This is a genomic window from Bacteroides sp. L10-4, assembly GCF_013373675.1.
In the GTDB taxonomy this organism is placed as follows: domain Bacteria; phylum Bacteroidota; class Bacteroidia; order Bacteroidales; family Bacteroidaceae; genus Bacteroides; species Bacteroides muris.
The window spans coordinates 1-12,873 of the sequence record NZ_JABXJH010000030.1 but is presented as its reverse complement, the minus strand read 5'-3'; the positions used below and the strand labels follow the sequence as shown (position 1 = coordinate 12,873).

At 44.7% G+C, this 12,873-nt stretch carries 10 protein-coding genes; 4 read left to right on the top strand and 6 right to left on the bottom strand.

Annotation, left to right across the window (positions count from 1 at the left end; all coding sequences use genetic code 11):
• Window positions 1-120 precede the first annotated feature (120 nt).
• The 5 genes from HU824_RS10910 to HU824_RS10890 all read right to left on the bottom strand — a co-directional run bounded on the left by HU824_RS10910 (window position 121) and on the right by HU824_RS10890 (window position 8,686).
• Complete coding sequence (locus tag HU824_RS10910; RefSeq protein ID WP_176468847.1) at window positions 121-327, bottom strand: hypothetical protein; 207 nt, start codon at window positions 325-327, stop codon at window positions 121-123.
• Between the two features lie 14 nt (window positions 328-341).
• Window positions 342-2,477, bottom strand: a complete 2,136-nt coding sequence (locus HU824_RS10905) for a glycoside hydrolase family 32 protein (RefSeq protein ID WP_176468851.1) — start codon at window positions 2,475-2,477, stop codon at window positions 342-344.
• Between the two features lie 74 nt (window positions 2,478-2,551).
• Window positions 2,552-4,336, bottom strand: a complete 1,785-nt coding sequence (locus tag HU824_RS10900; protein ID WP_136011099.1) for a RagB/SusD family nutrient uptake outer membrane protein — start codon at window positions 4,334-4,336, stop codon at window positions 2,552-2,554.
• An 18-nt stretch (window positions 4,337-4,354) separates the two neighbouring features.
• Window positions 4,355-7,426 carry a TonB-dependent receptor gene (locus HU824_RS10895; protein ID WP_176468850.1) on the bottom strand — a complete coding sequence of 1,024 codons (3,072 nt, stop codon included), beginning with the start codon at window positions 7,424-7,426 and terminating at the stop codon, window positions 4,355-4,357.
• A gap of 414 nt (window positions 7,427-7,840) precedes the next feature.
• Window positions 7,841-8,686 carry a patatin family protein gene (locus HU824_RS10890; protein ID WP_136011101.1) on the bottom strand — a complete coding sequence of 282 codons (846 nt, stop codon included), beginning with the start codon at window positions 8,684-8,686 and terminating at the stop codon, window positions 7,841-7,843.
• 95 nt (window positions 8,687-8,781) lie between these two features.
• Here HU824_RS10890 and HU824_RS10885 point away from each other — a divergent pair, with 95 nt between their 5' ends.
• Window positions 8,782-9,981 (top strand): aminopeptidase C, encoded by a 1,200-nt coding sequence (locus HU824_RS10885; protein WP_176468869.1) that lies wholly within the window; start codon window positions 8,782-8,784, stop codon window positions 9,979-9,981.
• Window positions 9,982-10,072: 91 nt separating this feature from the next.
• On the opposite strand, the gene HU824_RS10880 is transcribed toward HU824_RS10885, so the two are convergent.
• The gene (locus tag HU824_RS10880; RefSeq protein ID WP_176468849.1) at window positions 10,073-10,342 is read right to left on the bottom strand and encodes a hypothetical protein; all 270 of its coding nucleotides are present in this window, start codon (window positions 10,340-10,342) and stop codon (window positions 10,073-10,075) included.
• A gap of 81 nt (window positions 10,343-10,423) precedes the next feature.
• Here HU824_RS10880 and HU824_RS10875 point away from each other — a divergent pair, with 81 nt between their 5' ends.
• From HU824_RS10875 to HU824_RS10865, 3 genes are all read left to right on the top strand, one after another.
• A complete protein-coding gene (locus tag HU824_RS10875) occupies window positions 10,424-11,812 on the top strand; it encodes a hypothetical protein (RefSeq protein ID WP_176468848.1) in 1,389 nt (462 codons plus the stop codon).
• Window positions 11,813-12,065: 253 nt separating this feature from the next.
• A complete protein-coding gene (locus HU824_RS10870) occupies window positions 12,066-12,359 on the top strand; it encodes a DUF3244 domain-containing protein (protein ID WP_136011104.1) in 294 nt (97 codons plus the stop codon).
• A gap of 44 nt (window positions 12,360-12,403) precedes the next feature.
• A complete protein-coding gene (locus HU824_RS10865) occupies window positions 12,404-12,562 on the top strand; it encodes a hypothetical protein (RefSeq protein ID WP_168354334.1) in 159 nt (52 codons plus the stop codon).
• The last annotated feature ends 311 nt before the right edge of the window (window positions 12,563-12,873 follow it).

The following is a 12,873-nucleotide window of genomic DNA, read 5'->3' as shown; positions in this document are numbered from 1 at the left end:
ATGTTTATTCATGGTTTCATGTTTTTCATCCGTTGCAAAGATACGGCCTTACGCCATTCCCGACTATCTTTTTTGTTTCAAAGCATACTACAAATGTTACATTCAGTCTAAAAATAGCCGTCAAGGCAAGACCTGCGTGTCCTTTTCGTTCACAAAGAAAGAGACAATTCCACAACCATCATTGTTGGCAAACCATCTTAGCGAATCGGGAGACACAAAAGAGTGAGGACGATAAGGCTCCTTGTATAAACTGTCTGAATTCATTTGTGCACCGGCAGACAATGTTCCTGCCAATAAAAGCACACCCAATATAGTTGGTATCTTCATTTTCTGCATTTTCATTAAAAGTTCATCTTTACCCTTGCATCTTTCAGTCTCCAAACTTCGGCAGCAACTTCCGTTGTATTTCCATCAGAGAATAGCTCCAATAGCGTACTGTTTTCTTTCAGAGGAAAGATTCTTGTAGTAAACGCATCTTCGTTATTGATAAATCCTTCCACTACAGAACCGTCAATAAACAAACGAATTTCCACCGACTTGGTTGTGTCCAACCGATACCGGTCCTTGCGGATCTTCAAAGGAATGTGTGCACGCAAGGAAGAATGCGTCTGGTCTACAATAAGTTCCTCCTTTTCCACATCATAATAAATCTGGCTATATTCGCTATTATCCGGATTCTTGCACAATGTAAATCCAAACCGTCTTGCGTCACCGGGATAAAAAGTCGCCTTGACTTCAAGCTGATGTTCCCTTCTGCTCAAAATGCATGGTTTCGCAGCAGTCAATGCCTGCCTGGAATAAACCGTGGATTGTTCACGCAATTGTTTCATTACGGGATGGGGTGTCTGGCATAGTTTTCCATCTTTCAACTGCCATCTTCTGGGCATACTATAGAGATGCGCCCATCCTTGTTCATAAGTGGCTTCCCCTCCTATTTCATCGGGTATAATGGCAATGGCAGCAACATCCCCTTCCAGAGTCTCCACAACAGAGGGAGACAGCAAGCGGTTGATGACCTCCAGATTTTGAGGAACCGGATTGTCCGGTACAAACTTCTCATTCTTGAAATCTCCTATCCAATATTGGCAACGCGCAGGTATGCCTTTATGAGGAACCCTATTCACCAAAAGAACATACTTGCCGCCCATCTTCTTAAAGACCGGCATTTCCCAGAAAATACCGGAATCATCCACTTCCGGATTTCCCTCAAACAGTAAATGTACAAAATCCCATTTCTTCAGGTCTGCCGATTTATAAAGCAACAAAGCTCCATGGGGTGTATCGGTCTGCTCAATGCCGAAGCCGATAATCATATACCAGACATCACCTTCTTTCCAGACATACTGGTCGCGCATGTCCGTACGGGTATATCCGGCAGGCTTCTCGGCGATAACCGGATTACCCGCATATTTCTCCCATTCTATCAGCGCAGTATCTTTCGGAAAAGCAATACCTACTCCCAGATTGTCTCCACCGGCTGTATATATCAGTTGGGGGATACCGTCATCATTGATGACAGCATATCCGGACCATATTCCATTCTTGTCATAAGCAGCATCAGGAGTCAAAGCCGGCTTTTCCTCGGTCCAATGAAGCATATCGGGACTGCTGAAATGTCCCCAATTTATCTGCCCCAGGAAAATGGCAGAAGCATTCTTCTGATTGAATATATGGTATTTACCTTTATAAAGAAGCAAGCCATGCGTTTCATTAGTCCAGTTGGCAGCCGGCAACAGATGATAGCGGGGACGGTTGAAGTCCTTCGCAAAACGGGTTTCCGGAATAGCCAAAACCGGAGTTTTCTTCAATCCCAAGGCAATCTCGTCTCTCCATGCAGACGAATCATCGGAAAAGGGAGTGAGGCTTATCCCGTCAATCAACCCGTTTATAGCCGTAACATCGTACATCCAAACCTTCTTTTCCCTGAAATCCTTACCTACCCGAAGGGTCATTTCCCCACCCAGTAAGTTCCGAGGCCATACCTCCGCACTCATCCTCTGCCCATTCAGGCAAACCGATTCATTGGTCAAATCAAGGCCCACATGCAGCCACTTGAAACGGTCGACTTTTGTCTTTAATGAACAGTAAGAGTATGAGCCATTCTGCCCCATTCCCAACAGCAACTCACCATAACGGTCTACACACACCGCTACAGATGTTCCTGCCATGTCTCTGATTCCCATAAAGGCAGCAGTATCCGTCGGATAAGATTCCAAAGCAAACCATCCGGACAACGACGAAACCTCTCCTTCCGCGGTGGTTTCCATCCAGGTGGAATAGCCGTCTGTACGAAGGGCCTTACCTTCGACTCCGGCAACAAATTCCGGTATTTCCTTTATAGTGTACAAATTCAACAGTGACTTGCCGTCACTGGAAAGTAAGGAGTCCTGCCCGTCAAACGACCATGTTTTTTGAGCAAAAGCTGCATTCAAAGAAAGCAATAGACAGCCCAATATAGAATAGGCAAAGTGTTTCATAATAAAAGATTGTTTAAAGAAAGAGGGGGGAAACAAATGTTTCACCTCCCTTGCGTTTCTATTTCAAAATACAATTAGTTGAACGGAGCATAACCGGGATTCTGTACATACTTGCCTCCCGAGAATCCGTATTGATTGTTCGGAACCGGATAATACTCATCCTTTCCACCCGTAAAGTGCGCATTGGCATAGTAAATGCGATTGTCTGCCTCCGCAGCGATGTACTTGTTCATGGTTGTTTCCACTATGCCCCAACGAACCAAGTCAAAGAAACGTTCACCTTCCAAAGCCTTCTCCAGACGTGTTTCCCAACGGAGGGCCTGACGGGCATAATCCTGATTCCATACATCAGCAGGATAAGGATTGACAAGATAGTTGGCCGCATTGTGGGAATGGTCGTTGAAATCCTTTACATAGGCGCTGTTCCGGGCACGATTGCGTATCCGGTTAATCAAATCACGGGCAGTTTCGAGTCCATTGCCTTCATTGAGTTCAATAAGAGCCTCAGCTTTCCAAAGAAGGATATCCGCGTAACGTATAATCTGCCAGTTCAACTGTGAAGCCCCCCAAGGCCATCCATTAAACATATCACTACTTTCCGGAGAAACCCAAAAGCGCTTCGCACAATTATAGCCGTAAGTTTCCTTATCACGCACCCATCCTTCACACGGTTTGTCCGGGTAAGTTTTCCAAGTTATATTAGGACGGCCCACAACAAAATCAAGACGCGGGTCTACATTGGGAGTCGTGTTTTGCAAAGTATAAACACCATTGTTCAGTACCGCCCAACTATAATCAGGCTTTGACTGATAATTAAAATCGGGCAAACCGTTTGCATCTGTCTGGTAAGCATTGATCAGGTCTTGGCTGGGCAAGAAGAAACCGTCGCCTCCGTAAGGGCTGCCTCCGCCCGGAGAATTCAACAGATTGCTCCAATTGATGCGGCCGGCACTTTCGGTACCGTCATTCATGGAATATTGAATGGCAAAAACAGACTCTTTACCGTTTTCATTAGCTACCAAATCCAATCCCTGGAAATCGTCAAGCAAACCGTAACGGTTGCTGGCAGTCACCTGGTCGCAAAGCGAAACGACTTCCCTCAGCAGCTCTTTATTGATGGAAGTTACGGCATGCGTAGTCTCATCTTGCTGATACGCCTGGTACAGCTTGATTTTAGCCGCATAGGCCAGTGCTATGTATTTATGAATACGCCCTACCTCCGGCTGTGATGCAGGAAGCTGTTCGGCAGCATCAAGCATCTCCTTGGCCAGCATACTCAGAATCTCGTCACGGGTAAACTCATTGTTCGGAATATCCGGATATCGGGAAATCTCAACGTTCTCGTCAAAATAAGGTATCTTGTTGAAAAGCCGGCTCAACTCAAAGTAATAATGGGCACGAAGCACTTTCATCTCCGCAATGCGGGATACACGCCCGTTCACCTGCTCGTCTGTTGCAGCATTCAGTACGCGCAATGCAGAGTTACAACGCTGCACACTGCAATATAGATGGTACCACTTGCTGTCCAGAAATCCATTGGTAGCATCCATATCAAATGTCTCCATACGGTGCACTTCATTAAGGTCACCGACACCGCCACCGCCTTTATAGGCATTGTCCGAACGCACCTCACCATAAGTCCAATTGGAAGTAGGATGACACCATACACTCCAGCTCTGTCCCTCGGGACCACCCAAAGCTGCATACGCAGCATTCACCAAAAGGTCGGCACCTTTTGTAGAAGTCATAATATCTTCGTTCAAGCTACCCTGGGGCTTCAAATCCAGAAACCGGTCTTCATTACAACTTGCAGTCATCAGCGCTACTGCGCCAAGCATATATAAATGTTTCAATTTCATGATAGTATATTTTAAAGTTTAGAAACCAAATGATAATCCCAAAGAGAACGTACGAGGCAACGGATAAGGATAGCCCAGACCTTCAGGGTCGGCACCCGTATAACCGGTAATCGTAAACAAATTCTGAGCCTGGAAATAAATGCGCGCATGACGCATCTTCATCTTGTCGAGAACTGCTTTAGGAAGCGTGTAACCCAATGTCAGGCTTTTCAGCTTGATATACGAACCATTTTCAATATAGAACTCGGAAACCTCGTGCTCATTGTTGCTGTTAAGGGTGGTCAAAGCAGGTACACTGCTATTATAAACACCTGTCTTTTCAAAATTCTCGTAGGCATGCATGGCATCGAGCAGGCGGGTAGAGTGATTACCGGTCCAGCATTGGAACAAATCCGTATAATATTTGGAGTTGTTATAGGCATCACGAATCATACCGTTGAAGAACATGCTGAGGTCAAAGCCTTTCCAAGATGCCCCAAGATTCAGACCTGCAATCACTTTCGGATTGTCAGAACCCAACCATACACGGTCGTTCGTATCAATCGTACCGTTACCGTCAGCATCCACGTATTTGATACGTCCTACTCCGGGAGCACCAAACCGTACATTATATTTGGATTTATACTCATCCACCTCCTGCTGGGTACGGAACACTCCATCTGTCTTGAAGCCCATCCATGAACCGAACGGTTGGCCAACCAAAGTCTTGTCAACACCATTACCGCCACCATAAGTATAGTAAATTTCTTCCGTCAGCTCTGTCACCTCATTTTTGTAGTATGAAAGATTAAATGCTACATTATACTGGAAATCCTTCACTTTATCATTCCAGGTCAATGCCATCTCGAAACCTTTATTGTTCATCGTACCACCATTATACCAGCAGTAACCACCCTCGCCAATGACAGCAATATACGGTTTCTCTACAAGCATATCGCTTGTCTTCTTATCAAAATAATCGAGAGAAGCACTCAGACGTCCGTTCAGGAAAGCAGCGTCCACACCGATATTGAGCTGCCTTGTACTCTCCCACTTCAAATCAGGATTGGTAGACCTCACTTTGTAACCACCGGGAGCCAAAGTTGTTCCATCACCGTTCATGTTGTAGCTTGCATCCTTCAGACTAATCAAATATTTTGTGTAGGGAGCTTCATTATCAATAATATCGTTACCGTTGATACCCCATGAAGCACGTAGTTTCAAATCTGCCAACCAATTTCCGGTCGCTTCCATAAACTTCTCACTCGAGATGCGCCAGCCTGCCGACACTGAGGGGAAGTAATCAACATTATTACCCTTTGCCAAGCGGGAAGAAGCATCACGACGCACCGTAACAGAGGCCAGATACCGTCCTTCATAATCATAGTTCACTTTACCGAAGTAAGACACCATGCCATAATTGGAAGCACCGGCACCTACATTCTTACCGGCAGTCACACCGTCGAGATAAATATAATCTTCATCTTCTATGGCCAGTCCCGTACCATAACCGAACATGGATTCCGAATGGTTCTTCTTAGCCTCTGTACCAAGAAGTGCAGTCAGATTGTTCTTTCCAAATGTTTTGCTATAAGTCACGGTATTGGTCCATACCCAATCCAGCCTTTTGTTGGATGATTGAGTCAGCTTATTGACCTCATCGCGTGCCCATGCCGGCTCAAAGGTTTTGTTGGTTTCATCGTAATAGTTCATACCAAAATTGGTTTTCAGTACCAAGTCCTTTATCGGTTCAATTTCAAGGAAGGCATTACCGAAGATACGCCAATAATCATGTTTGTTCCGCTTTTCATTCTCCAACAGACGCGCCATGTTTGGGGCATCACCCAAAACATCATTGATGGCATCGTTATAACCGCCATTCTCATCATAAACCGTCTTGGCAGGATGCTGCTTGATGGCATTCTCATCTACACCGGCCGGACTGAGGGTCTGCGTCCAACGATTGACGGCAACGTTCTCGCCTATGCGTAAGCGATTGTCAAGATAATGATAGTTGGAACTGATACGGGTATTGATTCGCTGGAAATTCGTATTCTCTACCAAACCATCGTGGTCGAGATAGTTCAACGCCAACGAGAAAGCCCCATTGTCAGAACCCTTTGAAAGCGTAGCACTGTAATTCTGCATCAAGGCAGTGCGGTAAACCACATCGCGCCAATCCGTATCAACGGCATGTACTTTAGCTCCATTCAGGCCGATGTAGTCCTGAAGTTTGGGAGTTGCACCATTACCATATATTTCGCTGCTTGGTGTAGCGCCATTATTGGCATACTTATAAGCTGACCAGTAAACCTGCCCCCACTCATCAGCATTCAGCATATCAAAACCACATTGATAGCCCTGCAAAGTCAACGACATATCAAAATCCACGCGGGTCTCCCCTTTCTTGGCACGCTTGGTAGTAATGATAATCACACCATTGGCAGCCTGCGCACCATAAATGGAAGCAGAAGCGGCATCTTTCAATACCTGAATGGATTCTACATCATTGGAAGAAAGGATAGACGAGATGTTTTCACGGGTCATCACCCCGTCGATGACATAAAGCGGAGAGTTGGCATCGCCACGGAAAGAAGACTTACCACGTACCAATGTAGAGGTATTTCCACCGCCCGGCGTGCCGTCAGTAGTGATGTTCATACCGGCAACACGTCCCTGCAAGCTCGACAACACATTCCCCGTAGGAATATCCGCTACATCCTTCATCTTGACCACAGCCACCGAACCGGTCAAGCTGGCCTTTTTCTCGGACATATAGCCGGTCACCACTACTTCATCAATCAACTGGGAATCTTCCGTCAACTCAATGCGTAAAGTGGACTGGGCCTTTACTGTAACGGTTTTATATCCTATATAGGATATGGACAATGTGGCACCGGAAGCCACAGACAGCGTGAAGTTTCCGTCAATATCCGTAATTGTTCCATTACTGTTGGAACCTACTTCCATGACAGAAGCACCGATAATGGATTCACCACTCGATTTTTCAACGACAGTACCTTTTACCTGGACTTGCTGGGCAAAGGAACAGATGCCCGCAAAGAGAAGCACAATTAGTGTGCAAAGCCTGAGACTAATGCTTTTCAACATATCTATTAATTTAAAGTTAATAATAAACCAATTCTGCAATTGAGTTTTGTGTCGGCAAAATTAAGCGATACCGGCATTTTAGCCTATAACAAATGTTACGAAAGATGGAACTTTTGATACATCCCCTTTCCAAAGGTATTCTACGCGTGTTTTTTGATGAATAAACTTGAATGATTATCCGTAATATTCCCCCATGATACTTTCCACATCACGGCATATCAGTGCTAAAGGGAAACAGGATACGTGTATAAGTCTGCCGGGAAGGCAGTATAGGGAAGATATGATTAAAAGGCTTATAATATAGCATTAAAAGGCTTATAATATGATATTAAAAGCCTTTTAATCATACATCACTATGGGAACGAGGTTGGCAGAGACGGTGAAAGAATAAGGATGAAGCATGCAAATAACCGATTACGGGAAGAACCGTTCCGCACACCGGTATCCTTCTTCATAAAGCTCCCTCAGCTTCTTGATGTCACGTTCGATGCGGTCTACCACTACCGGCTTCTGCGGACGAATAACAACGATCTCTCCGGCGGCTTCCATCCGTTCCACCTGCTCCAACTGCCGGTTATAGACCATGCTGCGGCGATTGATGGCTTCACGCAATAGCGGATATTTCCTATATATAAAAGGTGGAACTTTCGTTCCCTGAATTTCCTTACGGTACCCATGATTGCGCGTCAGCACCACCACATTATTGGTAAATCCATCCTGACGGGCACGCATCAAAGGGATACTGTCCACTATACCTCCGTCCAGCATCGGGATGTTGTCCACGTAGGCAATGGGACAGACAAACGGCAGACTGCTCGAAGCACGCACAATATCAATGACGCGCTCCTTGTTCCGCTTCTCCTCAAAGTAGTTCGCTTCGCCCGTCTCGCAGTTGGTGGTCACCATCACATAGCGTTCGGGGCAACGAAAGTATGCCTCGTAGTCGTAGGGAAGTATGTGTTCCGGAAACTCCCGGAACAACAAGTCGAAATCCATGATATTCCGTTTCTTCAACAGATACTTCAACCCGATGTAATTGTATTTTTCCAGCAAGTCGATATTGCTGTACTTGGCACGCCCGCGCTGACCGGACATATAGGAAAGTCCGTTGCAGGCTCCGGCACTGACGCCGATGGTATAGGGAAAGCGAATGCCACGATCCATAAAGCTGTCGAGCACACCGCAAGTGAAGACGCCGCGCATGCCGCCGCCCTCCAAAACAAGACCGCTACGGTCGTCAATACGTATCATTTTCTCCATAAGTGTCGGAATTAACGCTCCAAAGATAGCTTTTGTTTACGATATTCTACCTATATTTGCAGCTGCAACTATAAATCTATAACATTTTAATCATGATGAAGAAATCAATACTGATTGCCGCATTGGGTCTGCTGAGCGTAAATGCCTTGGCACAAGACACTCCGAAAGAAGAAGGTTTCGTCTTCACCACCGTGAAGGAAAACCCCATCACATCCATCAAAAACCAGAACCGCGCCGGTACATGCTGGTGCTACTCCGGACTGGCGTTCATCGAATCCGAACTGCTCCGTATGGGCAAGGGCGAGTACGACCTCTCTGAAATGTTCATCGTGCACAACACCTATCTGGACCGTGCCGACAAGGCAGTGCGTACACACGGCGACATCTCCTTCTCACAAGGCGGTTCGTTCTATGACGTTGTATATGGCATGAAAACCTTCGGTCTGGTTCCCGAAAGCGAAATGCGTCCGGGCGTGATGTATGGCGACACGCTGAGCAACCACAACGAACTGACAGCCGTATCCAACGCTGTAGTGGCTGCCATTGCCAAAGGAAACCACCGCAGCCTGCAAGCCGACAAAAACAAGACTCCGCTCTGGAAGAAAGCCATTGCTTCCATCCACGACATCTATCTGGGCGAACGTCCCGAAAAGTTCACTTACAACGGCAAGGAATACACCCCGAAGTCTTTCTATGAATCTACCGGGCTGAATGCCGATGACTACATCTCACTGACTTCCTACACGCATCATCCGTTCTACCAGTCGTTCATCCTCGAGATTCAGGACAACTGGCGTTGGGCTTCTTCCTACAACCTGCCCATCGACGAACTGATGCAGGTGTTCGACAATGCCATCAACAAAGGTTACACCATCGCCTGGGGTAGCGACGTAAGCGAACAGGGCTTCACACGCGACGGTATCGCCGTACTGCCCGATGCCGAAAAGGCGCAGGAACTGAGCGGTTCGGACATGGCACACTGGCTGAAGATGAAACCCGAAGAGAAGAAACTCAACACCAAGCCTCAGCCGCAGAAGTGGTGTACACAAGAGGAACGCCAACTGGCCTACGACAACTGGGAAACTACCGACGACCACGGTATGCAGATTTACGGTATCGCCAAAGACCAGACAGGCAACGAATACTATATGGTAAAGAATTCTTGGGGCAAAGCCGGCAAATATGATGGCAAATGGTATGCTTCCAAAGCATTCGTACGCTATAAAACAATGAACATCATTGTGCACAAGGATGCACTGCCTAAGGATATTTCCAAGAAACTGGGTATTAAATAAGAATAAGGGCATTCTTAAAGAAGAACACTTAAAACAGAAGGGGAAGCATGCCGAAAAACCGACATGCTTCCCTTTTTTTCAGATTATTTCCTTACATTTGCCGCCTAAACTGACTACAACTATTATGAAGCAGCTTCTTTATCTGCCCCTCTTCCTTCTCTTCTGCCTCCTTGCAGCAAGATGTACCGACGAAACTGCCACGCGCCGCCTCGCCATGTTCGATGCAGCCGAACGCCTGCTGCCGACCGATGCCGACAGCGCCTCCCTGCTGCTTGCAGGCATCCCCCACCCCGAAGAACTGGGCAACCGCGACTTTGCCAGATATTGCATGCTGTGCGGTCGTTCCACGAACTACACCCATGCAGACACTCTTTCCGTCCACCAATGGAAACGGGCACAGAAGTGGATAGACAAGCACGGCTCACCCGAAGAACGGGCACAAGTGGGATTGTTCTTAGGACGTGCATACGCCGAAGACGGAGAATGGGATTTGGCGATGCAGACGTATGCGGAAGCTCTGCACTATGCCAAGGAATACAAGGTGTATAATGTGGCAGGGTATATTTGTACGTATATGGCAGACTTATACAACTTTAAAAACATGCCTGATGAAATAAGAGCGAAATACACAGAGGCTTCTTTTTTGTTTGCTAAAGCAGGAAACCCCAAGAGTCAAGTTTATGCAATGAAGAATTTGGCAATGGAGTTCGCCTTCGTAGATTCGTTTTCGTATGCAAAAAAAATAATGAAAGAAGCAGATTCAATAGCCTCCACACTGCATATCCAAAGAGTAGATTATAATATAGCCAATGCCTACGCTAATATTTATGATATGCAAGAATGTTATGATTTAGCAGAAAAATACTACAAGAAAGCAATATCACTCAATACTCGTCATAGTATGAAAGATTCTATGGGATTGGCTGGCATTTATATTGCTTCAGGAAAGATTAAGCAAGCCAAAGAATTAGTAGACAACATGGCATTACATAGCCCTACTGCGTATGGAGTTAATCTACTATATGGGAATATATATAAACTTACGGGCAATTATGAGAAAGCACTTTATTTCAAGGAATTTTGTTTCGAGATAGTCGATTCTTTGACCAACGCCCAAAGCAAAGCCAAGATTCTTGAAGTAGAGAAAAAATACAATCATCTTAAAATACAGGAAGAAAACGGAAGACTAAAAAATGCCCGACAACGCTCTTTCATTTATCTGATTATTTGTGTCAGCCTATTAATAATAGGAAGCATCGTTTTCTATTTTTATCGCAAACATGCCAAGATGCAACTACATTGGCAGGAAGAAAAGTTGTATAGCTTAGATAAAGAGCGTTCCGAAATAGCCGCACAATTATCCGAAGCACGTCACTCTTTGGAAACCATACAAGAAGACAGGGAAGAAAACATAAGATTACAACAAAAGATTCTGTCTCTATCAAAAAAATACAAAGAGTTACAAAAACAACGTTTAGAAGGCTCTGCAATATACAAAAAGCTTTCATCCCTATTGGTAAAGCCACAACCCAATAATAACAAACCATTATTGACGGACAAACTTTGGAATATGCTGGTTATTGAATTAAGTAGAATCTATCCGGGCTTTCGCTCCTCTCTTTATGAACAATGCCCCAATCTATCCGAAGAAGAATGCCGTTATTGTCACCTCCATGTTTTAGGGTTTGATGGAAACAATGAGGCTGTATTGTTAAACATCAATCCTTCTTCTATATGGATGAAGCGTACCAGAATCAAGCAAAAATTGGGTCGTAATCTCCCCAAAGAACAAACATTGCACAATATTTTGGTTGATACATTTCTAAACTAACTATAATACTTAAAACCAGCTCATTACATTAATAGTTGTATAGGTTATCCGTATAGGATTTAATTCGTAATCATTTGATTTTCAGCACTAGGTTGTATAGTAAGAAATAAAATGAAATTGCTATGTAAAATTTTATTTCCTATAATTTCGCAGCATCATTAACTGAAAACAAATGTATTATGATGAAACTAAAAACTGTATTATTATGTGTATGCTTGGCCGCACCTTTATTGTCTAATGCAAAAAGACCCTAATTGATTGGACGTATACAACACGCCATACTGACGACCGCAGTTTAGGCCCAGCCATCCCCATCGAAGCCACCTACGATGACGAGCTTCACGAACTCACCTTGATGCTTTTTGATGAAGGCTATTCTATCCTTGTAGAAGTCAAAGATGAAAAAGGCAATGTAATCTACACCGATTATCTTATGATGATTGATGGCAGTAAAGTACAGATTCCTTTAGAAGGACTCGCTATCGGCAAATACACCCTTTCCATTTCAGACGGAGAGGACAATTTTATTGGAGATTTCGTTTATTGATGAAATTAATCTTAAAGATATTTATACATGTAACTAATATCTATATGCCAGAAGCTAAGGTGGCACTTTCTTATTATATCTCAGAATGGGATGAAGATGCTGTTTTAGACGATTATGGTATCCGCGATTGGGTGGAAAATCTACCCGAAAAGAAGATAGCCATATCATCCTTGGCTAATTACTATACCATTATAGGCCTTTAATGTAATAGTTCGGGGCGTTACAACGCCCCAAACCTTATAAAACAATATGAGAACAATATGAGAACAATTTATCTGACTTTAACGACGCTTGCGTTACTGCTACTCCTCTCTTGCTGCCACGAAAACGATACAATCCTGACTTTCGATACCGGAAGCAAGAAGCTAATCAATAGTAAACTGGAGTCATTAGTGTCCCATAAAAAATAGGGACTAGTTAAACATTAAATAAATTTGGCCCATTTGGTCCGAAACGGTCTTTGTCATATTGAAATTTAGTTTTGTCGAAGAGGTCTTTCAAGTGCGTTTTGTCA